This is a genomic window from Paenibacillus periandrae (genome assembly GCF_022458865.1).
Classification (GTDB): Bacteria; Bacillota; Bacilli; order Paenibacillales; family NBRC-103111; genus Paenibacillus_S; species Paenibacillus_S periandrae.
In genome coordinates this window covers 41,411-64,466 of the sequence record NZ_JAJNMU010000017.1, presented here as the reverse complement: position 1 = coordinate 64,466, position 23,056 = coordinate 41,411, and the positions used below count along the sequence as shown (strand labels likewise).

The following is a 23,056-nucleotide window of genomic DNA, read 5'->3' as shown; positions in this document are numbered from 1 at the left end:
AGTGTCGTTACTTTGCAGCCTTCCTTAATCGGATCGCTGCCGCCGTTTACTTTCAGCTTCAGATAAAGTGCATCTAGCTTCGTGACCGTCTCTTGTAAATATCAGCCAAGTATGTAACGCCTCCTCCAAGAAGTCGAGGCTCACGTGAGCCGTTCTTCCGCTCGCCGCACAGATCGCACCTACAAACCAGTACCCTCCACTACAAGCCTGATTCAAGGTAACACCTTGCCAATTTTATGGATTCAGCGCTTGAAGGTATTCGTCATATGCCACCCGTTCATTACGGCGAATGGATTGGATGACCGTATACACCATAAGATGGCTCTTAATATTGTCCATCAGATCGGTAACGGGTCTCGTATCATGCCGTATCGAATTGATGAACTGGTGCAGTGAATAGCCTTGACTGCTGTACTGCATCTGGGGTAATGGAAGCTCCTGCCTCTCTCCACCCTTCCCACTCCAATACGGAATATCATTACATAGCTCGACTGCGCCTTCACTTCCAGTTATGCGGATTTTACCGTTCCAGGTAGTCGAAGATCCGAAATCGGACAAGCTTCCAAAATAATTCATCAGTATGCCCTTAGGAAATTCGAAGATGGCACCGCCCACTGTAATGCCTTCACACCAGCTCCAGGATGGACGAATGCCTTGTGCGGTGACATACTCAGGCTCACATTCCAGTAAATATCGGATCAGATCGAAGTGGTGAATGCTGACATCAGTGAACAAAAATTCCCCGGAATGTACGCGCCATGTATCGACATTCGAATTGTGCAGCCTTCTGAAGCTATAGTCGATATATCCGATGTCTCCGATGGAGCCGTTCGCAATTGCCTGCTTCATCGCCTGAATCTCGGGTGTCCAGCGATAGTTCTGATTAATCATCACTTTCTTGTCATAGTGCTCATACTTGCGAACAAGCTCCACTGCGTCCTCGAAGGAATAAGTCAGAGGTTTCTCAAGAAAGATATGAAGGCCTGCTTTCATCACATCGAAGGCAATGGTCATGTGCGTCTGTGGTGGCGTAATGATCATGACTGCATCCGCATGTACGCTGCTCAATGCCTCATTATGATCGTGGAACATCGGAATGGCCATCTCTTGTAAAAGCTCTCCCGCATATTTCAAATTATCATCGGCAACATCCACGATAGCTACCAGATCGACATCCGGTTCCTTAAGTACAGTTTTCAGCCACGATCTGCCGAATCCCCCAACGCCGATTTGAATTACTTTTAATGGTTCCAAAGCCGTCCACCCTCCCCCATCAGCATATTACTTCTTGAAGTTCTCCTCGTATTTCTTCTGGGCCTCTTCCATTACCTTGGAACCGCCCGCTTTTTTCCACTCTTCAACATACTTATCAAAATCACTGACAGGTCGCTGTCCGGTAATCATATCGATAAAATATTTTAGCGTCATTTGATCCAGCGTATCGACATTTTCGTTATATGCTGGAATTTGAATCGGCTGTAAAATATCATATTTACCTTTACCTATGTGTTCATTGGCCCTGCGGATAGGCATCATCTCATTAAGGGTCATGTACGGAGTCTGAAATTCATAATCGTTGAATGATTTACCTACGAAAGTATACTGCTGTCCAATCCCGAACTTGATCTGCTCCTCTTCTTTATCATAAGGAGGCAGGTAAATATAATCGCCTTTATCACCCTTTTTGTAGGTTTTTCCTTTTTCTCCGTAAACGATATTTTCAAATGTCTCCGCATCGAAGGCAGTTGCATCGGCAACCTGCAAATATTTGGCCATCTTTCCTTTATCTTTTTCCATATGCTTGCCGAATTGTCCACCGGAGCTTGCAATCGGATTTAACTGCACGGTGCCCTGCTGACCGTCCGGTCCCTTAGGCCCCGCTGTCAATAACCAGCTGGCATTCGGCACATTGGCACGAAGCTTCTCATAATACTTGCCATCAAAAAAAGCCGCCCGCTGTATAAACTGATACCAGGAACCAGTGACAATTCCGACTTTGCTGGAAATGACCTTATCGTCCACATTCGGGCCTTTATTCAGCACGAATTCGGGATCAATCAGCTCCTCCTTGTACCATTTATTGAGCAGCGTAAGCGCCTGCTTGGCACCTGGCTCAATTTCACCCCGAATAATCTTACCGTTCTTATCGGTGAACGTACCGGGGAATACTCCGAATGCACCAAATACAGGACTGAATATATCTTTAACCCCTGCAGCTTGACCTGTCCATCCGTATGTATCCTTTTTGCTGTTCTTGTCGGGATCATTGTTGCGGAATTTGCGCATGGCATCTTCAAATTCTTCCAATGTCTCGGGATTTTTCGTAATACCTACATTGTCAAGCCAGTCCTTACGGAGACTTACGACAGTACGGTCGGGACCCAGCGTCTGGATGATCGGCATCGAATAGTTTTTGCCGTCTCTTCGGTACAGCTTCAACGGATCATCACCCAAGTGCTTCTTCAGCCAGGCCCAATAACGCGGGGCGTTTTTCTCGATAAGCTCCTGGGGAATCTCCGCTACCGCACCCTGATTGACAAGCTTTTCGTATTCGGGAAAGCCCAAATCCACCCACACATCCGGAATTTCCCCGGAAGCCACCTTCAGCAGGAGCTCATCCTTGAAATTATCCTTGGATCTTGGAAGCTGCTCCACTTCGACGTTGAATTTTTGCTGCACATATTTAACGGCGTATGAATCCTTGACCGTTTTATCAAAATTTTGATTCAGATAGGTCAGCTTGTATTTTTTATCTGCCTGGGGTGCTTCGGTTTTTTCCCCGCCTGTACTTGTTTCCGAACTGCAGCCTGCAAGAACGGCTCCCATTAAGACTGCACTTAACGTCAACGGCATTATTATTTTCATATAAACCACCCTTTCTTTAGTCGAATACTGGAATCTGATTCACCCTTTAACCGCGCCGATCATGATCCCTTTGACAAAATACTTTTGCACAAAAGGATAGATCACAAGCATCGGCAGGACCGAGAACATGGTGACTGTAGCCTGCAGCTGGCGCGTGGAAAACATATCCTTCTGATCAAACTGGTACAGCATCGTGTTCAGCTGGTCCATATTATTGTCCACGATGATTTTTCTGAGCACAACCTGCAGTACCTGCTTTTTCGAATCGGTAATATAAATCATGGCATCGAACCAGGCATTCCAATGATTAACTGCAATCCACAAGGCCACGGTAGCCAGCACCGGTTTGGAGAGCGGTACGATAATTTTACGAAAAATAAAAAAGTACCCGGCGCCGTCCACACGTGCAGATTCCTCCAGGCTGTCCGGTATCGACCTGAAAAAATTTCTCATTATTAATGTATTAAACGCACTGATCATGCTTGGCAGCACAAGCGCCCAGACTGAATTAAACATACCCAACTGCTTAACGAGCAAATAATTGGGAATCAAGCCTCCGCTGAACAGCATGGTGAACAAGACGAACGAGGTGATCGTGCGATTGTACGGCAGGTCCTTTTTGGATAAGGGATAAGCGAACAGCGCAGTGAAGAACAGACTGAGACCTACCCCGAGTATCGTACGCAATATCGTATTTCCGTAGCCGGTCCATATGGCTTTATATTGAAAAATCACATGATAGCTTTCAAAGGAAAGCTTGCTTGGGAGAAGAAGCATACCGGTTGTATATAAGGTGCTTTCCGCACTGATCGACGTAATCACCTGGTTCCAAAACGGATACAAGGTGATGACAGTAATCACGATCATGAGCAAATACAACGAGAATTCGCCTATCTTCTCTGCGGACGTTTTTTTCGTTTTTATCATAGTCAACATGCCTCCATCAGATACGCCGAATTACCAAATGGTATGATCCTTTCCTCCCATCATGTGCACTGCTTTATTGACGAGTACGATGAGCACTAGAGCAACAACGGATTTAAACAGGCCTACCGCCGTCGCGTAGCTGTAGTTCGTTTCCACCAATCCTTTTCTATAAACGAAAGTATCCAGTATGTCCGATACTCCATATACTTTAGGATTATACATGTTGAAAATTTGATCGAAGCCGGCATCCAGTACGTGCGCCATCCGTAGAATGAGCATGATGGAAATAACGGGTAACAGCATCGGGATCGTAATATAGATCATTCTTTTAAATCGGTTGGCTCCATCCATGATAGCTGCTTCCTGAAGCTGCGGGTCGATCCCGGCGATGGCGGCAAAATAAACGATCGAGCCCCAGCCGAAGCCTTGGTAAATGTCCGTGAGGATCAGAATCGTACGGAAATAACGGTCATCTGCCATAAACAATACCGGATCAGCGCCAAACAGCTTGATTATGGCGTTGACAGGACCGTTCAATGAAAAAATGCTAATAAAAATACCTGCCATAATGACCCAGGACATAAAATGCGGCAAATACGAAATCGTCTGGACGAGCTTTTTAAACCGCTCACTTGTAATTTCGCTTAGCAGAAGGGCGAATACAATTGGAATGGGGAAGGCGAATACGATTTTATAAAGGCTAATGATAAGGGTATTGTTCAAGACTCGATAAAAGTTCGGATCGGCGAATACTTTGTAAAAATGCTCAAGTCCGACCCAAGGGCTGGCCATAATACCCTGCATAATTTTAAAATTTTTGAAGGCGAGGACAACACCGTACATCGGAACATAATGAAAAATAATAAAGTACAGGAGACCCGGCAGCAGCATCAAGTAGAGAACCTGATAATTTTTTAATTTCTTTCTGAACTCACTTTTCGTTTTGGAAACGGTTTCAGTCTTCTGATTGGCTGTTATGATTCGTGCAATAATAACCTCTCTCCTTTCCAGATATTTAAGTTATGAATGCGCATTCATTCCTGTTTAATTAATATAGCACAGCGCTGTTTTATTTTAATTATCAGATTTTTTTGAAAACTATCGTTTTATTGCTTTCTATATTTGGGAATGATCATGATCATTGCAGTCCCTTGACCATTTTCACTGAATACCGTAATGCCATATTCATCACCGAACACGAGCTTGATCCGCTCATTCACATTTTTCAATCCATAGCCCTTGGACTGTTGGATCAAAATATCGTCCTGTATTTCCTTTGGGATGCCCGGTCCATTGTCTTCCACCACAAATTCAATCCATTCCTTATGGGCTCGAACGGTGATTACCAGCTGTCCTCTACCTTCTTGTTTCTGGTCAATCCCATGCAGGATCGCATTTTCAACAAGCGGCTGTATCGATAAATTCACCGTATCGTATTGATACACCTCATCATCGATATGATAGCTCACATCAAAGCTATGATCGTGCATCACGGATTGAATTTCCACAAACGACTGGGTGTTCTGCAGCTCGTCCCTGACGGTAGTCATGCTTTCTCCCCGGTTGAGAGAGGTTCTGTAAAATCGGGATAGTGTAGTCACGACATGGCTAATATCGGTTGCGCCAATCTTCAGCGATTTCCAGTTGATGATAGATAACGTATTGTACAAAAAGTGAGGATTAATTTGGGCCTGCAGCGCTTTAAACTCGGCTTCCTTTTGAATAATTTTGTTTTGATATACCTCTGTCACCAGCTCATTAATACGAAACAGCATGCTGCCGAAGCGGTTCGTTAATTCACCAATCTCGTCCCTGCTCTCGCTGCGTATGTCCAATTGCATATTTCCGTACTGAACTTGTTTCATTAGTTTGTTCAAATGATAAATCCGTTTGATCATGGTATGTGAAAATATCCAAATGAGCGCGAACAATATGGCGATACAGACAATAAGGAGTATGACTGTTGCCTTGACAATGCTGGTAGCATCCATCGATATGTCCTGCTCCGGTATATAATAATGAAGCGTCCAATCGGAATGATGAAGAGGGACATTAATGACAATATATCGAATGCCCCCGATATCGGCTGTATTCTCAGGCTGCGTTGGCAGCTGTATGATTTGGTGTTGAAATATGGCAGCGTCACGGTGATTGGAATAGACGACGTTGTGCTGCCCATCGGAAATAAAAAGTCCGTCACGTGCCGAATCAACCGAAGAAACCGACGAAAGCGACTCAAAAAAAAGTTCCTTGTTCAATTTCAAATACAAAATACCTTCCATATTATTGTATAGTATTGTCGGAAATTGTCGATATACAACGAGCTCGTCATTATTATGATACCAGCCCGTTTGCTTTTGCTGCATAGCAGCGTTATACCATAGACTATTACCCTTTAGCCTGTTCATGGAAAGAATAGAATCGCCATATTCCGGCATCGTATCGGGCATATATACGGTGAGCTGCAGCATGTCTTTATTCAAGCTCTTGATCATGCTGAAATAAGGGTCCACATACTTTCTTAAATCTTCGGAGAGCAGCGTGAGACTTTTATATTGGGTACCGAAAATACGCTGAAGTCCTGTATTCATCACAACGGAATCGACCGTTCGCTCGTATTGCACCGTCTTTTCGTTCATACCTCTTGCCATCGTACCGACCGTATCCTGTAAGCCTTGGACGGCCTGCTTGCGAAGAAACAGCTTGGACTGGTTGTAAGAATAAGTCCCCAATAGCGCGATCGGAATTAAGCTTACGATCAGGTAAGATAAAATGAGCTTTTGCTTGAAACGCATATTTCTGAACATGTGCAGCGGGTGACTCATACGGAATCCCCTTCCCTGTATTTGGCGGGGGTTTTGCCGTAATAATTTTTGAATATGGAACAAAAGTAAGCGAAGCTCGTATAACCCACCTCATTGGTAATATCGGCAATTTTCATATTGGTGGTCCTAAGCAGCTCACCCGCTTTTTCCAGCCGATAGCTGATTATGTACTTGATGAGACTGGAGCCGGTTTCTTTCTTGAACAGATGGCTTAAGTAGCTTGGAGACAAGCCTGCCTTGTCCGCCAGGGAATCCAGGCCGATATCCTTTTGATAATCACGGTGAATCCATTTAAGCACCTCGCCGATCACCTTTCTGGAAGGCTCGACTTCTGGCCTCGACCTCTCTTCAACCATCTGGATCATTAGATCCTTGAGCTGCATCAGGCTGCCTGACTTAAATATGTGCTCGGCAAACCATTGAAAGGACATGTCAGTGTCACGATTGAAGCTATCGACATATTTTTTGGCAATTTCGGCACATATGTATTTCACATAAATGGTAGACAATTGGTTATTGAAGGACAGCTCAACAAACAGCCTCTCAATCACATCCAGAATTAAATGAGACTCGCTGTAGCTGATATACCGCGATATTTCCTCAAGCATATGGTTGAGGTCCGCAGGTACTTCCTGCAGGGATGCACACATATCCTCTGAAAACAATACAGCCGAAGCAGGCAGAAAAAATTTGTATTCCAATATTTTCTCCATCTCCTGATATTCGGCAGGAACCAGTTGAAGATCGTTCAGTAAGCCGCTGAATACGATCACATTATCGACTTCGTAATGTGCTATGAGAATCTCCTGAAGCTTCTTTCCATATGGCTCCAGCTGCTTCTTGTCCCAATTTCCCTCCAACCGTACGAAAAGCACGCTTTGATACTCATTCAGGTTCAAATACATACAATCCCATGGGAGTACACTTGTCAATTGCGATTGTAGCCCTTCCCCGACTGTATCGAATAATTTGTTCCGTGTATCCAAAAGAAGGAGCCGAAATGCCGTACCCTCCTTTAGCCAGCCTTGTTGATTTCGTCCAGTTCCAGCATATTCTGCAGACTGGGTTCCTTGAAGTAAATCAAACAGCATTTGCTCCTGCACATAGCGATTCCCGATTTCGTACACCTGCTCCAGCTGCTGCGATCTTGCCCTCTGCTCACGATCCTCATCACATAAACGGATAACCTCTGTCACGACCTCAAGAAACTCGGATACTTCAACAGGCTTCAACAAATAGTGGACCACCTGAATGTGGATGGCTTGCTTAGCATATTCAAAATCGCCGTATGCGCTTACAATAATAACCTTAAGCTTGGGATATAGCGCCTTCGCCTTCGCTGCCAACGCTAACCCGTCCATGAACGGCATACGGATATCGGTGAATAATAGGTCTACCTCATGCGTTTGCAAATATTCCAGCGCTTTGACACCGTTTTCCGCTTCGTCAGTTTGCAGGGTCAGCTCTAGTTTTTCGATTAAAAACTTGACACCCTCCCGCTCGATTTTTTCATCATCTACGATCAAAGCCTTATACATCGAATCACCTTCTACTTCCAGTTTGAACTATAGCTCTGTGCAGTTTCCATTCATCTATCTTCATAGGACAACAGCCTGACGCATATTACTTAGACATGACATATTGGCGGGGTGAATAATGACACACATCAGGAACATTCAGAAGCCTAACTTTCTTGTTATACTCGTTGATGAGCAGAGGTATCCCCCTGTATATGAGAACCGTGACATCAGAGAATGGCGTACACACAATCTCGTTACACAGGAGCTGCTAAGAACGAACGGACTAGAGTTCGATCGGCATTATATTGGAAGTGCTGCCTGCTGTCCCAGTCGAGCGACAATGTTTACCGGACAGTATCCGTCCCTTCATGGCGTCAGTCAGACGAATGGAATCGCCAAGGAAGCCTCCGATCCGGATATGTTTTGGCTTAACAGAAACACGGTTCCGACAATGGGCCATTATTTCCGGGAGGCTGGCTATCAAACCTATTATAAAGGAAAATGGCATGTTTCCTACGAAGATATTATCATCCCCGGCACTCACAATGGCCTATTAAGCTATGATCCCGTAACCGGTATACCCAATAAGGAAAAAGTAGATTTGTATCTTCATGCCGATCCTTTAGCTGACTTCGGATTCTCCAGTTGGATTGGACCGGAGCCGCACGGGAAAAATCCCCGAAATTCCGCTTCTTCAGCTGGAATTGGAGTCAGCGGCAGAGATGAGTTCTATGCTGCAGAAGTGGTTGAGCTTATCGAAGCACTGGATCACAAAAAACGCAACGACGGGCATCTAGAGCCCTGGCTGCTGGTTGCCTCCTTTGTGAACCCGCACGATATTGTATTGTATGGAGCACTGACAGCCCATAATCCGATGTTTAATTTCGCAGTGGAACCAATGCCGCAGCCTGGCCCACCGCCAACCATTCACGAGTCTTTACACACAAAACCCCGATGCCAGGCAAGCTATCGTGATGTATATCCGCGGGCATTGCAGCCCATATTTAACCAGCCTCATTACAGTAAGCTCTACTACCAGCTGCAAAAGAATGCCGATCAGCAAATGCTCAAGGTTTTCGAATCTCTCACCAAATCGTCATTTTATGACGAAACGATTGTGATATTCACTTCGGATCACGGAGATCTGCTTGGCGCTCACGGCTATCTTCATCAGAAATGGTATTGTGCTTACGAAGAATTCGTTCATGTGCCCTTGATTATTCATAACAAACGATTATTTGCCCAGGAAGCACATTTCGATAAACTGACAAGTCATCTGGATATCATTCCAACCATGCTCGGATTGGCCGACGTTGATCTGGAAGGCATTCAAAATAGATTGCGCCAAAAATTCAGCGAAGTTCACCCCTTTGTCGGGCGTGATCTGTCATCCTGCCTGTTCGGCGTTGAGTGTGAACGTGTGGATGAACCGATTTACTTTATGACTGATGACGATGTGACGCGCGGTCCACATCAAGTAAATCCGCTGGGTATCCCCTATACTTCCGTTATCCAGCCCAACCATATCGAAACCGTGATTGCCTTTATCACAAGTAATGATAAGCAGCATTTGTGGAAATTTTCCCGTTACTTTGACAACGATCAATTTTGGAGCCATCCCGGTATCCGGGATGAGTCTTTCACTCCTGTTGGGAGTGTCTATCCGCATCCCGAGGGTGGCTTCCAGACTTACAGCGTTTCTATCAAAACAGAACCAGTCGCAGATGAATACGAAATGTATAATTTATCTGAGGACCCTCTCGAAGCTCGCAATCTCGCCCATAATGCTTTTGCGACAGAGGAAACGAAATCTATTCAGGAGTTTATGACACAGCTTCTGAATGAGCAGCGGAAACAAAAGCGACTCGTACCGAATCAAACCAAGTCTTAATTGCAAACCATATCTTTACTCCAAAGCTCCATAAATGACGGCCCGCAGACGATTATGAATATAAGGCTCCAGACTCGGCAGCATCTGCTGCATGTAAACGACAGATAATTGCTCCTTAGGATCGATTAACACCCATGACCCGGCCAGACCTGCCCAGCCAAATTCACCGATCGAACCGTTAAGACCGCCCTCTGCTGGGTCAATCAAGACTCGAACCCCCAGACCATAACCAAAGCCCTTCATCTGCAGCCAATTGAAATCCTTAAGCTGCTGGGGTCCCAAATGATTGGTCGCCATCAATTGTACGGTTTTCCGTCCAAGAATCCGTACCCCATCCAATTCTCCGCCCCTTGCCAATGCCTGCGCAAATCGGCTGTAATCACCTAGCGTTGACAGCAGCCCACTTCCACCGCTTTCGTGAATACATCCCTGCTGATAAGGAGCGTCTCGCTCCGTATTAGGGGTCAGCGTACCGTCTTCTGCTAGATTATACATCATGCTGAGACGGTCTCTTTTGTCATCTGGAATCCGAAATGAAGTATCCTTCATCTGCAGCGGCTCGAAAATTTCCTTTTGCAGAAACTCTCCGAAAGAAACACCTGACCACACTTCAATCAAGGCAGCCAGAACATCGTGGCTTGTACCATACTTCCAATGGGTTCCCGGATCAAAAGCCAGAGGAACCGTCGCTAGCGCTTTGGACAGCGCTCTCATATCCATCGTAGCGGTGGCATTTTCCATGACGACTCGTGTTAGCCGTTCGGTTTCTGTACCATCCCCCCCGTAGGTAAGCCCTGAGGACATGGTGAATAAATCTTTGATCCGTATCGGTCCAGATGCGGGAGAAATCGATCTTAATCCAAAATCGTTATAGCGATGCACCGAAGGATTCTTAAATTCCGGCAAGTAATCCTCCAGTGGATCGTTAAGCATATAGATTCCTTTTTCGTAAAGCATAAGAGCCGCGGCGCAGGTCAGCACTTTGGTCATCGAGTAGATCCGATAGATTGTATCTGAATCGAGCTTCTTTTTCTTGTCCACATCTGCATAGCCAAAGCTTTCCTGATACAATACCTCTCCGCTTCTGACAACAGTAATGGCACAGCCAGCAGGTCCTTTTTCCATAAAGCTCTTCAGCAATGGCGTCAAGCGTTGTAAACGTTCCATTTCATTAACCCCTTTCAATTTGGAAATCAATTAGTAGTACAACGATTAACTATATTATTGATGCTGGAGTAGTTGCTTGTTCGAGTTCTGATAAAATACGGAAAGCCTCTATGTTGGATAACCCGCACATATCTACGGAAGGCTGTAGACTGCTGCACACAGCCGGGCGTTCGGATGAACCGAATAGTTTGCACTTATTTTGATCGGAAAGCTGTATACATCGGACTCCTGCCGGCTTTCCATTAGGCATCCCAGGGATCGAAGAAGAAATTGAAATGACTATGCAGCAGGCCGCACAACCTAATCGGCATTCCAAAGCTTAGCCCCCACTCTTTTCCATTTTCCATTATTATAACATATCGCCATCCATAGAGAACCCCAACGAAAAAGCCAAGTAGACAAAAAGACCCTCATTCCATTTCCCTCTCTTCTCTCGAAATTGGTTATTCGATGCCGAAAAGATCATGGAGTTGAGGGTCTTTCTATGCTGATGCTTGAATATTGGGCGTGAAATTTATACAATCGTCAAGTCTATTAATTTTGTTTTCTAGTCGCAGCAGCAGTTCATCCAGTTGAGCCATTTGGTTACATAGCTTCGTATGTTCTTCTTTCATTGTCTGAATCATCAAAGCTTCTTGTTCATTGTTGAGTTTCATCTCTGTCAAGGTGCTCGTGTTGGTTATCATATGTCCTCCTCCTCGAAATGAACCATATGTATACAGTTCTCTTATAATGGTCATTTTAAGTGGGCTCTCTTGAAATTAATCCTTATATCCCAAATAGATGTCTCCACATTATAGCTCTGCAACAAAAAGACGGCAACTGTGAGTTCCTTGTAAAAGGAACATAGTTACCGCCTACCGAATACTCGGTCGAGCTGACGTTCTCATGCTTAACTGGTCAAATAGTTCTCGATAGAAGCTCCCGATTTCTTTTCCTCAAGCCAGCCCGAAGCTTTGTCTGTTACCTTTTGCTTCATCAACGTCGTATGGATCTCTTCCTTCTTCTCTTCCAAGGTTGGTGTAGTTGCTTGTTTATGATCGGTTACTTTAATAATGTGATAGCCGTTTGTTGTCTGAACAACGTCGCTGATGGCTCCGGTCTCAAGCTTGAATGCTGCTGCCTCAAACGGTTCCTCCATCTCGCCTTTAGCAAAGTAATTCAAATCTCCGCCTTTGCTTTTGGTCGCTGTGTCCAACGATTTATCCTGAGCGATTGTGCTAAAGTCCTCACCATTCTTCAATTGCTGCTCAATGGCATCAGCCTCTTCTTTAGTTGCAACCAAGATATGCGAAGCTTTCACTTGCTCCGGTGTTTTTAATGTTTCCAGATTAGCTGTATAATATTGATTAATTTCATCATCGGTAACTGTTATTTCTGGCTCTAAAATCTTTTCGATCAGCAGCTCTGTTTGTATATTTTGCTTTAGCTGATCGGATGTCATTCCGTATGTGGCCAACGCCTGATTAAATTCGTCTTCTGATGAAAATTGTCCTTTGGTTGATTCAAGTGCGTTGTCGATATCCGTTTGCTGCACCTGAACCCCCGCCTTCTTAGCTTCCTGCTGGATCAATTCCTGATCTATTAAATTTTGCAGTGTTTTTTCACCACTCGAAGCTAATACCGCATTATACAGCTGTTCCTTGGCTATGGAAACTCCATTTACTTTTGCAACCGATTCTTGCCCTTTAATAACTGGAGGGTAAAAAAGCATATAGGTAATAAGGATGATTAACAATAATATAGTGGCAGTGATCCACTTATAGTTCGTTTTTTTGGTTATCATAGTTAACTTCCTTTCTCTGGTTGAATTTCATCTCAGATGAGGTTATATAGGACGATCAATAAGGTGATCATTATGAGAGAACGCAGCGGCAGCGAGTATTGGGAACTATAGGCTCTTAACATGAATACACCTCCTTGATGGATGGATGCTTATCTCCGTTACGTTATGTATTATAATTCGTCCACCTGAATAAGAACTGACCGTTAACTGAATGAATCCTGAATACAGAATAAACCATTCTTCCAACCTGACAGCATAGCAAAAAGCACCGCAAAGGAAAATATTTGTCCTTTAACGATGCTTTATACGTCAGCCATGGCCGACGATGATACTTTAACTTACTACTAACAGCTGAAGTTTCCTTATCCAGCCAGCTCTTTCCTTGGCCTTCTTACGAGACCGAGATAAGCAAGTAAAGCCATTACACTCGTAGAGAGGATAATCACACCCAAGGGAACGGCCGTATGCTCACCTGCGATTCCGACAAGAGGGGAAACCACCGCACCCAAAATAAAGGGAATCAATCCGAGAAGTGCTGCCGCGCTGCCCGCGACATGGCTTTGATGCTCCATAGCCAATGAAAATGATGCTGTTGCCGTCATCCCGATCGAAGCTACAAAGAAAAAGAGTGGGATAACCAGTGCCCATAACGGAGCATGAACAAGGGCTGCAATTAATACGGCCGCGCTGGAGCAGCCAGCTAAGAGCAGTCCTGTCAACAGGAAGCTGCGTTCTGAGAACCTGTGGGTTAGCCGGCCTACGATTTGAGAGCCGATGATTAAACTGATGCCATTCGAGCCGAATAAAATTTCAAACAGCTGCGGTGATGCTCCATAAATATTTTGGTAAATAAATGGCGTCCCTGATACATAAGCAAATACTCCGGCTATCATAATACCTTGCGCGAGCGCGTAGCCAGCGAACTGTGGATCTTGTAACAGCAATTTAAAATTTATTAATACCTGCATAAAGTTACTGGGAACACGCTGCTCCACAGGTAAGGTTTCTTCCAGATTCCAGGTTGTCATGATGCTCAAGAAAATGCCGATTAAGCCCAATACAACGAATACACCTACCCATGTTGTAAAGGAAATGATGCCACTGCCTGCCACAGGTGCAACGAGCGGAGCCAAATTACTTACGAGCATGAGCAAAGAAAAAAACTTTGTTAACTCATGACCGTTATAAACGTCGCGAACAATGGCTCTTGAAATAACGATACCTGCAGATGCGGCAAAGCCTTGAAGAAACCGGACAACGATAAAAAATTCAATATTCGGTGCCAGGGCACATGTGAACGAAGCTGCCAAATACAAGATCATACAAATCAGCAGCGGCTTGCGTCTTCCGTGTACATCGCTTAAAGTTCCCATCACCAATTGTCCCAGACCGAGTCCTAACAGACATGCCGTTAAGCTAAGCTGCACCAGTGAAGCTGTCGTACCGAATTGTGCTACGATTTCAGGAAATGAAGGTAAATACATATCAATAGTAAAAGGCCCCAGAGCTGAAAATGTACCCAGTAGTAAAGCAAAACGCAGTTGATTTCGTTTCTTTTTCTCTATATTCATCGTATGATTCTCCTTGTTATCCACCCTAAATTTATTGCAGATTACCAATGGTTACGCCAGCTTCACAATCGCTCCGGCTGCAATCTCTACGGACTCACCATCTACACCTATCCAAACGGATAATGCCGTTGGGTTATGCACAATCGTGCCCGATACCGAAAAGCGGAGCTGCCTTGACGCTGTCATGTAAGCCACAATCTCCGCATTCGTTGCATACCAGATGTCCGGCTGATTCCCGATCAGCTCGCCGAACTGCTCCATCCTTTCCCAATTATTATCATTCTCGAATTCATAGCTATGGCCCCACACATACAGTAGAGACTGCCTTGAATATTTGGGCTGGTGCGCAAGAAACTTCTCTCCATACTCCAGCATTGACTTGTGGTGGCAGGTTGGCGACCAGAGCAGCCAATTATCCGACATCCTAAATTCGCCATGACTCTGGACCGTGCGCGCATATTCGATGCCTAATGAAGGAAGTATAGTAACAACCTGATCATTCCAGGTACCGAACGGGTATGACATACCCCGAACCGGATAGCCTACCAGCTCTTCGAGCGCCTGACGGTCTTCTACAAGCTCCATCACGATTCGCTCCGGTGGAATCAACTCCAGATGCGGATGATTCACAGTATGAGCTGATACCTCATGCCCTGCAAACAGTGCGGCTGTTTCTTCCGCTGTAATGTACGAGTCCTGACCGAGCTTGCCTGAATTCAAATGGAACGTTCCTTTGAGGCCATGGCGGTTCATAATATCCACCAGTCTGCGATCATGGATTCGCCCATCATCGTAGCTTAACGTGACCGCCTTCATGGTGCCCCCTGGAAAGCGGTCGAAACGAACTTTCATCATAACATCCCTCTTTACTTGTGGAATCGAATAGCTGAATGATCATGTCTATCCTACCTTATCAATTCAGGGATGACAATATGAGACGAATGGTTTATATGTAAAAGTGGGAGGGACCCAGCAAAATTTCCAAGCAAAAAAAGAGAGGCTTATGCCCCTCCACTTAGGATTGATTAACGAACAGCCGTTTGCAAATGCGCACTCTCGGCAGCTTCCAGGAAACGTTCGCAATCCAGTGCCGCCATGCAGCCGGTTCCTGCCGCGCTGATTGCTTGGCGATAACGGTGGTCCTGCACGTCTCCGCAGGCGAATACGCCAGGGATATTCGTTTCAGTTGTACCTGGATTAACCAGCAGGTAGCCCTGATCATCGGTTTGCAGCTGATTATCCAGAAATTTGGTGTTAGGCGTATGACCGATAGCGATAAAGATGCCATCTGTTTCAATAACCTCTTCCTCATTCGTGCTATTGTTCTTAACTTTTAAGCCGGTAACGCCGCGATCATTGGTAAGTACCTCAAGCGGGGTTTTGTTCAAGCCCCAGCTGATTTTCGGATTCTGGCGTGCCCGGTCCTGCATAATTTTGGATGCGCGAAGCTCGTTGCGGCGATTGACCACAACTACCTCGGACGCAAAGCGAGTTAAAAAGTTGGCTTCTTCCATAGCCGAATCACCGCCACCGACTACGATAATCTTTTTGTTGCGGAAAAAGAATCCGTCACAAGTTGCGCAGGTGCTAACACCGCGGCCAACATTTTCTCTTTCACCTTCAATGCCCAAATATTTGGCTGAGGCGCCTGTGGATACGATGATCGTCTCTGCTACAATATCTTCTTCCCGGCCTTCAATGGAAATGCGAAACGGGCGGTTGGAGAAATCAATTTTGTTAACCCAGCCTGTCTGAAATTCAGCACCGAATCTTTCCGCTTGTTTGCGCATATTGTCCATCAACTCAGGTCCCATGATCCCTTCGGGAAACCCGGGGAAATTCTCGACCTCTGTTGTCGTGGTTAGCTGACCGCCCGGCTCCGGACCTTCAATAATCAATGGCTCCAGATTGGCTCTGGCCAAATAAATAGCTGCTGTTAGTCCTGCTGGACCTGTCCCTATAATGACTGATTTATATACGGATGTACTCATGGTAAGCTCCCCTTTATTTTACGATTAGGTTTGGATTGAGTTGTTCTTCGATATGTCTATATTACCAGAATCCAAATCCTGCCTCATGAAGGTATCGTGAAATTCGCATGAAGATCCGATGAAATACGAGGTAATATGCAGTTAGCCATTTTAAAACATAGAAAAAAACACCCGCTTTATCCTAAAAGGAGCAAACGGATGCTTATGAACTATATAAGATAAGATTAGCTTAATACGTACCCGCCATCAGGGAATAGCGTGCTTCCTGTCGTATATCGGTTCGTCATCAAGTAAATAACAGCATGTGCAACTTCTTCAACACTCCCTACCCGCTTCAGCAGGCACATGCCTTGGTAAGCCTCGTATGCTTCTGTCCGTTCTTTTTCAGTTCGGATCGTACCTGGAGAAACGACGTTGACCCGAACAGGAGCCAGCTCAACAGCCAATGCTTTGCCCAGACTCTCGATGGCTCCATTACAAGCGGCATAAGAAGCTGCACCAGGAATAGGTCTTTGGCTAGCCGCTCCCGACATCAGAACGATAGATCCATTCTGTGAAATATGGGGAACTGCATATTTGGCAGCAAAATATTGCGGCCAAAACTTGGCTTTGAAGCAGCTTTCGGCTACATCCGTACTGGCTGTTATGGGCCCGAGCACGTAAGAAGCCCCTGGTGTAAACAGATGATCAAACTTCCCAACCTCATCGAAAAATGCTTTAATCGAATCTTCACTCTGATTATCCAACTGCCGGATCTCCAGTAATTCGCTATTTATGGTTGCTTTAGCTTTCTCCAATTTATCCAAGGAACGTCCAGCGATGATGACACGAGCGCCTTGTAGAACCGCCTCCTGGGCCGTAGCTAATCCTATACCAGTGCTTCCACCTATAATCACTACACGTTGATTTTCAAGATTCATGCTGGCATCTCCTTCTATTTCTCATATGAGCGTGATTGCGCTGTCTCTGCACATTTCAATATAACAAAAATAGATCACGCTTCATATAGAAGGCATACCAAATGAGAAGGTCACCATTTGGGCGTCAGCACAACACTAATGAGGATACACATTTTGGTGCTCAATACCGCACGGTCCCCCATCGGGATTGACCTCCAGCTCCACCGTCGTACCGTCCTGTCGGAACAAAGGGTGGTAGTGGCTGCTAATGCTGGTTGCCGACTGATTTGCATAATGGCATATAAAAGCTCTGCGGAAGCGATCCTTCGTTTTGTTCCGGTATGAGCCATGAATCAGATTTCCATTAAAAAACAGCACATCGCCTCTGTCCATAAGCACCGGAATGGCTTTCTGATTCTTGGGCGGCTTCACATAATGAGTTGTGAACGATTCGTTCTCGTCGGCCAGCTCCGGACACACAATCTCGTGCTGGTTCGTCTTCGGCACAATCAGCAGGCCGCCATTATCCTCATCAGCAGCATCAATGGCGGTCCATGCCGCAATGCAGTTTCCGGGATCGACTTTTAAATAAAAATTATCCTGATGCAAAGCCTGCCCACGTGATCCCGGCGGCTTATAATAAAACATGCTCTGAGCGGCGAGCGGCTCCTCCTCGTACAAATCGGTCAGAACCTCCAGCACGGGCTGATGCAGCATATATCTTTTGGCTGTCTCGTTAAAACGGTGAGGGTGCATGACCCGTGGATATCGTTTCAGCGGATCTGTTGTACCCTCATTCAGATCGGGTTCAAAAAAACCGGATATCGTTTGATAGCTGATCTCTTCAAAGGTGCTGTCGATCTCTGCCAACTGGTTCGGACCAAATAATCCTTTTACGACGAGATATCCTTCCGTTTCAAAATGATGCTTCTGCTCCTGTGTTAATCTGTGCAATTGTAAGTCCATTGCCTTGCCTCCTGTAAGCTGTATTTGTATAAGCTTATCGTAAGCGAATTACACTCCAGCGAACAGTAACAATGATGCTATATATTCATACAATCCTGCTATATAAGTAGCACAAGGAATGGATTTGTTATATGCTGTTAATCAGAAAGTAATCCTCAATCATAAACCAAACTGTTTCTATATCTCAATCGAAAGCTGGGTTTGTATGGAATCTGGACCAATGAGCCAATACAAAGGCTATACCTACGATACGGTTATCGCCGGACATTTTCAGGAGACTGAAACTTATTTCATCAACAGGCCGAGTGGCAGAAATGATTGGTTAATCACATTCACGCTGGAGGGTGAAGGCTATTTTAAAGTGCCGGGACATGAGTTAAACTGCCAATTCGGAGATGTGACCTTGCTCAAGCCTGGTATCCCTCATCAATACGGTACACGACGCGGATATACATGGCAATTTGTATGGGCCCACTTTCCCTCAAGTCTTATTGAAACGAGCCTGCTGCCCAACGATAATTTGATTATGCAGTCCATAGAAAATGAATCAGCCCGACAACGCATCCGTCATGCCTTCGCCAGAGTGATTTCGGATTCCAGAGAGCGCGGGGAATACTGGAATGAATTGTGCTGCAATGCACTTCGTGAGATTATTATGCTGCTGGCTCAAAAGAAAAGTCACGTTATGGATGCCAGGATCGAAGAAACGCTCTCACTGCTCTCTCAGCGGATGAGGGAGCACATTCGAATAGATGACTTGGCCCATGCGGTAGGGTTGTCAGCTTCACGATTGTCCCACCTCTTCAAAACAATTACAGGACAAAGCATTGTTGATACATTGAACAGAATGCGTGTTCAGCAGGCTGCGCTATTGTTCGAGCATACCGAGCGCAGCGCATCCCAGATTTGCTTCGACGTCGGGTTTCAGAACTACAATCATTTTACGAATCAATTTCGCAAATGGTATGGCGTCAATCCGAGTTCCTATATGAAGCACAAACGATCGGCATCTTCACTGTTTGGGGACAACTAATTTGCATGTTCTGCTACTTGTCCAAGCGGACTCATTAAGCTGCGGCCAGATTCCATATAGAGAATAAAATCATAGGAATTAATTTGATCAACGGCCAAGAGCAGCTTGGTCTGCTCCTGCACCTTCAGGTTGAAAATGAATTGAATGGTAGCCCTCCCAAGACAGCGGCAAGGACCATTCGGAGAAGCAGCTCCCCGTGTGAGATGTACCATATTTGCGAAATGTTGTTCACGAATTGCACTTCCTTCTTATTTGACCGGAATTTATTAATAAATCCTTAATGATGAATATACATCACTTTAACGGAAAACTCGCTGCGATCCCGTATCATCTGCAAGGCATTACCAATTCCTTCTATGGGTACACGATGCGTTATTAAAGGATCTAGCCGAAGCTTTCCCGAGGCAATAAAGTTTAGCACCAGCTGCCACTCGTTAACTGGCAAATTCGCATAATACGAATTCCATGTACCGATAACCGTAAGATTATTACGAAGAATCTTCCAGTAGCCCTTCTGCGTCAGCTTCATATCACCAGCTGGATTACCCATAAGTATAACTTTGCCAAAGGGACGTGTAGTATGCATCGCATTCTCAAAGGAAACCGAGCTGCCTGCGCCCTCGATCGTCACGTCTGCACCACGCCCGTTCGTTTGTTCATGTACCCAGGCACCTGTGTCAGTTACGGCAGCGTTACACGTATTCGTAATGCCTAGCCCTTGCGCGAATGTCAGCTTCGCTTCATCGATATCGACGAGCAGTATACGGCCTGCACCCCAAATCTGAGCCCACAGGGCGAGCATCATACCAATCGGGCCCGCTCCATAAATGAGCACCGTATCACCAATGTCCACACTGGCTTGTCGGAGCGCATGCAGGGCCACAGCTGCCGGCTCCACCATTGCCGCTTCTTCATAGGACACACCTTCTGGCATTAACAGCAGGTTCCATAAGGGTACTGTGATATATTCGGCAAAAGCTCCATCGCATCGCGAGCCCATATAATTGTAATTCTCGCATAACGCAAACTGTCCAATTTCGCATGCGCTGCAGCTCCGGCAGGGCATTAATGGAAACACCGCGGCACCGCGGCCAACTAGCGACTCATCCCCACCTTCGCCTACTTCTACGATCTCACCGGAAAATTCATGTCCAGGTATCGTCGGAAACGAATACGTTCCCTTCGAGTAGACTCGGGGAATATCGGAACCGCAAATGCCGCACGCACGCACCTTCAGAAGAACCTCCCCTGAACTCGCATGCGGTTTCGTTCTGTTCTCCAATCGAATGTCTCCGATGGCATACAAAGGCCAAGCTTTCATCTTCATCTTCCTTTCTGACTGGCTACCGAATGCCACCCATTTGCTGGCGAACATGCATAGCTGCTTGTGGATCGTTGCAGGTTAGCAAAGTAACACCGCATCCCAGCGCATAGTAAACCTGTTGCTCATTATCCGTACTCCAGCAACCGACAAGAAGACCCATTTCCTGAAACTCTTTAACTAATGCAGGAGTTAACAATTTCAAACTGATACCTATTGACCACATTTTAGAGTAGGTACCTTCTTTACCTGTAACGAAGTTTGACATAAGCTCTTCAGGAAAGCCTTGTGTTCTCAATTCGTAAGTATCGTAAATATAAGTAATGATCTCTGCATCAAAACAAGTAAATATACAACGTGATAAAAATCCATATTTTCCCAATTTTTCAATAGCTAGATCGGCAATTTCCTTGGCTTGACTGCTTGGTTTAATTTCTACATTTAGCAGAGTATCGGGATATGAGGCCAACAGCTGGCACAGCTCCTCAAAGGTTGGTATCTTGAGCCCCTCAAATGGTTTGCCGAACCATCCTCCAGCATCCAGTTGTTGAAGCTCTGCCATCGTATAGTCACTCACTTTGCCCGAGCCATTGGTTGTGCGATCCAGTGTTTCATCGTGGATAACCATGATGACCTTATCCTTGGAAAAACGCAGATCAAATTCAAGAACATCTACCCCCATCTCCAGTGACTTCTGGAAAGCAAGAAGTGTATTTTCCGGGTAAGCAGATTTATATCCTCTATGTCCGACAATATTAATGGAAGGACTATTTACAAGACGTTCTAGCATGTGGGCTGCATCCCTTTCTTATATGATCTAGCTATTTAAGCATAGAGAAAGCAGACGGCCGAATGGATAAGCTCCAACTCGGTCTGTCTGCTTTCCTGAAAGGCCTTGTGGGTTCTGAAAAGGTTACTTAGTACTCTTCAAAAGTTTTTCGGCTGCTGTTTTGAATGTAGCCAGAGTCGTATTAATATCTTTGTTATCATACATAATCGCTTCCATAGTAGAACGGAACTCTTGAATAATTGGCGTCCATGCCAAGTGCTTATTGGTGTCAATGCCGTATTGAAGCTGATCATAGGCCACCTTGCGATTCGGTTCTTTCGCAAACAACTCTTTAATTTCTTTGGATTCTACCATGTTCTTCGTGAAAGGCAGGTAACCTGTGTCAATTACGAACTGCTGTCCGCCTTGAGGATCCGTCATCAACCAGTTCAAGAACTCCCATGCAGCATCTTTGTTTTTGGAAGAAGCAAACATCGCGACGTTCGCTCCACCGGTTGGAGTGGCGAATACTTCATTTTTAGGTAGGAAGGCGGTCTGATAATCAAATTTCACATTTTTTTGTAATCCGCCAATACTACCTGTTGATTGGTATAAAATACCGACCTTACCTTCAGTGAACATCTGGTTAGCAATATTTCCTGAATCCTGAGTCGGAGGGTAGAACAATGCTCCTGTTTTTTGAAGATCTTTCAGATAACTAAATACTTTGTTTCCTACTCCAGCATCAATAAATTCCATTTTAGTGCCATCTTCACTAAAGAATCTGCTCTTAGACTGGGTTATCATCCCTTGGAGATACCAATCATCAAACGGAATAGTTATACCTTGGCGTTTATAACCGCTGCCATCTTTAATGACAAGCGCATTGGTGACCGTTTTCAGTTCCTCCCAAGTGGTAGGAATCTTCAGTCCCATTTCATCCAGCATCGTTTTGTTAACATGCATGATCGGAGTGGAACGGTTCAAAGGCAGTGTTACCAATTTCTTATTAAAGGTGGAGTGACCCATCAGACCGGCAACAAAGTAATCCATGCTTAAATTTGATTTTTTTAAATACGGTGTTAAATCTTCCAGCACGTCCGCATCTGCAAACAACTGTACGAAAGAACGCTCCAGCATAGTAACATCCGGTGCTGAACCCGCTGCTGCTGCCTGTTGAAGCTTGGTAACCACTTCATCATACCCACCCTGGAAGGTTCCAACAACCTCAATATTGGGATGGGAGGCATTAAAACGCTTGATCATCGCATCTGTAAATTCACCGTTTGCCCCTCCCATGGAATGCCAATATTGAATCGTCGTCTTGCCTGCCTTTGCCGGCGTTGCTGCAGGTGCCGGAGTAGTTCCCGTAGTTCCGGTTGTTCCGGTTGTTCCAGTTGCTGCAGGTGCTGAGCTGCAGCCTGCAAGTGCACCAATCAGCATCGTGGATGCCATAAGCATTGTCATATTTTTATTCTTCATTTTTCTTCCTCCCTTTTTGTGTTCACTATTATTCGGAAGAGAT

22 protein-coding genes are annotated in these 23,056 nt (G+C 45.3%); 2 read left to right on the top strand and 20 right to left on the bottom strand.

Annotated elements, in window-relative coordinates; translation table 11 throughout:
• Window positions 1-24 precede the first annotated feature (24 nt).
• The 7 genes from LRL21_RS46840 to LRL21_RS26685 form a co-directional block, all read right to left on the bottom strand.
• Window positions 25-216 carry a glycoside hydrolase family 97 C-terminal domain-containing protein gene (locus tag LRL21_RS46840; RefSeq protein WP_420832489.1) on the bottom strand — a complete coding sequence of 64 codons (192 nt, stop codon included), beginning with the start codon at window positions 214-216 and terminating at the stop codon, window positions 25-27.
• Window positions 217-234: 18 nt separating this feature from the next.
• Entirely contained in the window at window positions 235-1,254 is a 1,020-nt protein-coding gene (locus LRL21_RS26710) for a Gfo/Idh/MocA family protein (RefSeq protein ID WP_240418833.1), read from the bottom strand.
• 27 nt (window positions 1,255-1,281) lie between these two features.
• Window positions 1,282-2,865 (bottom strand): type 2 periplasmic-binding domain-containing protein, encoded by a 1,584-nt coding sequence (locus LRL21_RS26705; protein WP_240418832.1) that lies wholly within the window; start codon window positions 2,863-2,865, stop codon window positions 1,282-1,284.
• A 39-nt stretch (window positions 2,866-2,904) separates the two neighbouring features.
• Window positions 2,905-3,792, bottom strand: coding sequence for a carbohydrate ABC transporter permease (locus LRL21_RS26700; protein WP_240418831.1), 888 nt, complete (start codon window positions 3,790-3,792; stop codon window positions 2,905-2,907).
• A gap of 30 nt (window positions 3,793-3,822) precedes the next feature.
• Window positions 3,823-4,683 (bottom strand): ABC transporter permease, encoded by an 861-nt coding sequence (locus LRL21_RS26695; RefSeq protein WP_083689074.1) that lies wholly within the window; start codon window positions 4,681-4,683, stop codon window positions 3,823-3,825.
• Window positions 4,684-4,898: 215 nt separating this feature from the next.
• Window positions 4,899-6,599 carry a sensor histidine kinase gene (locus LRL21_RS26690; protein WP_240418830.1) on the bottom strand — a complete coding sequence of 567 codons (1,701 nt, stop codon included), beginning with the start codon at window positions 6,597-6,599 and terminating at the stop codon, window positions 4,899-4,901.
• Between the two features lie 14 nt (window positions 6,600-6,613).
• Window positions 6,614-8,155, bottom strand: a complete 1,542-nt coding sequence (locus LRL21_RS26685) for a response regulator transcription factor (protein ID WP_240418829.1) — start codon at window positions 8,153-8,155, stop codon at window positions 6,614-6,616.
• 118 nt (window positions 8,156-8,273) lie between these two features.
• Here LRL21_RS26685 and LRL21_RS26680 point away from each other — a divergent pair, with 118 nt between their 5' ends.
• Window positions 8,274-10,028 carry a sulfatase family protein gene (locus tag LRL21_RS26680; protein ID WP_240418828.1) on the top strand — a complete coding sequence of 585 codons (1,755 nt, stop codon included), beginning with the start codon at window positions 8,274-8,276 and terminating at the stop codon, window positions 10,026-10,028.
• Window positions 10,029-10,043: 15 nt separating this feature from the next.
• Here LRL21_RS26680 and LRL21_RS26675 read toward each other — a convergent pair whose 3' ends face one another.
• The 9 genes from LRL21_RS26675 to LRL21_RS26635 all read right to left on the bottom strand — a co-directional run bounded on the left by LRL21_RS26675 (window position 10,044) and on the right by LRL21_RS26635 (window position 18,408).
• Window positions 10,044-11,195 carry a serine hydrolase domain-containing protein gene (locus LRL21_RS26675; RefSeq protein ID WP_240418819.1) on the bottom strand — a complete coding sequence of 384 codons (1,152 nt, stop codon included), beginning with the start codon at window positions 11,193-11,195 and terminating at the stop codon, window positions 10,044-10,046.
• Window positions 11,196-11,244: 49 nt separating this feature from the next.
• Entirely contained in the window at window positions 11,245-11,511 is a 267-nt protein-coding gene (locus tag LRL21_RS26670) for a YkgJ family cysteine cluster protein (protein ID WP_240418818.1), read from the bottom strand.
• 166 nt (window positions 11,512-11,677) lie between these two features.
• On the bottom strand, window positions 11,678-11,881 hold the full coding sequence (locus tag LRL21_RS26665) for a hypothetical protein (protein WP_240418817.1): 204 nt from the start codon (window positions 11,879-11,881) through the stop codon (window positions 11,678-11,680).
• Window positions 11,882-12,087: 206 nt separating this feature from the next.
• On the bottom strand, window positions 12,088-12,981 hold the full coding sequence (locus tag LRL21_RS26660; RefSeq protein WP_240418816.1) for a peptidylprolyl isomerase: 894 nt from the start codon (window positions 12,979-12,981) through the stop codon (window positions 12,088-12,090).
• A gap of 362 nt (window positions 12,982-13,343) precedes the next feature.
• Complete coding sequence (locus tag LRL21_RS26655; RefSeq protein WP_240418815.1) at window positions 13,344-14,552, bottom strand: multidrug effflux MFS transporter; 1,209 nt, start codon at window positions 14,550-14,552, stop codon at window positions 13,344-13,346.
• Between the two features lie 51 nt (window positions 14,553-14,603).
• Window positions 14,604-15,404: a polysaccharide deacetylase family protein gene (locus LRL21_RS26650; protein ID WP_420832492.1), complete on the bottom strand. Its 801-nt coding sequence runs from the start codon at window positions 15,402-15,404 to the stop codon at window positions 14,604-14,606.
• Window positions 15,405-15,577: 173 nt separating this feature from the next.
• Window positions 15,578-16,543 carry a thioredoxin-disulfide reductase gene (trxB, locus tag LRL21_RS26645; RefSeq protein WP_240418813.1) on the bottom strand — a complete coding sequence of 322 codons (966 nt, stop codon included), beginning with the start codon at window positions 16,541-16,543 and terminating at the stop codon, window positions 15,578-15,580.
• 224 nt (window positions 16,544-16,767) lie between these two features.
• Complete coding sequence (locus tag LRL21_RS26640) at window positions 16,768-17,463, bottom strand: SDR family oxidoreductase (protein WP_240418812.1); 696 nt, start codon at window positions 17,461-17,463, stop codon at window positions 16,768-16,770.
• A gap of 135 nt (window positions 17,464-17,598) precedes the next feature.
• Window positions 17,599-18,408 (bottom strand): phytanoyl-CoA dioxygenase family protein, encoded by an 810-nt coding sequence (locus LRL21_RS26635; RefSeq protein ID WP_240418811.1) that lies wholly within the window; start codon window positions 18,406-18,408, stop codon window positions 17,599-17,601.
• 220 nt (window positions 18,409-18,628) lie between these two features.
• On the opposite strand from LRL21_RS26635, the gene LRL21_RS26630 reads away from it, so the two are divergent.
• Complete coding sequence (locus LRL21_RS26630; protein ID WP_240418810.1) at window positions 18,629-19,441, top strand: helix-turn-helix domain-containing protein; 813 nt, start codon at window positions 18,629-18,631, stop codon at window positions 19,439-19,441.
• Here LRL21_RS26630 and LRL21_RS26625 read toward each other — a convergent pair.
• The 4 genes from LRL21_RS26625 to LRL21_RS26610 all read right to left on the bottom strand — a co-directional run bounded on the left by LRL21_RS26625 (window position 19,438) and on the right by LRL21_RS26610 (window position 23,013).
• Window positions 19,438-19,653, bottom strand: coding sequence for a hypothetical protein (locus LRL21_RS26625; protein ID WP_240418809.1), 216 nt, complete (start codon window positions 19,651-19,653; stop codon window positions 19,438-19,440). The genes LRL21_RS26630 and LRL21_RS26625 overlap by 4 nt on opposite strands.
• Window positions 19,654-19,718: 65 nt before the next feature.
• Window positions 19,719-20,762 (bottom strand): galactitol-1-phosphate 5-dehydrogenase, encoded by a 1,044-nt coding sequence (locus LRL21_RS26620; RefSeq protein WP_240418808.1) that lies wholly within the window; start codon window positions 20,760-20,762, stop codon window positions 19,719-19,721.
• A 22-nt stretch (window positions 20,763-20,784) separates the two neighbouring features.
• A complete protein-coding gene (locus tag LRL21_RS26615; protein WP_240418807.1) occupies window positions 20,785-21,552 on the bottom strand; it encodes a glycerophosphodiester phosphodiesterase family protein in 768 nt (255 codons plus the stop codon).
• A gap of 123 nt (window positions 21,553-21,675) precedes the next feature.
• Entirely contained in the window at window positions 21,676-23,013 is a 1,338-nt protein-coding gene (locus tag LRL21_RS26610; protein WP_240418806.1) for an ABC transporter substrate-binding protein, read from the bottom strand.
• Between the last annotated feature and the right edge of the window lie 43 nt (window positions 23,014-23,056).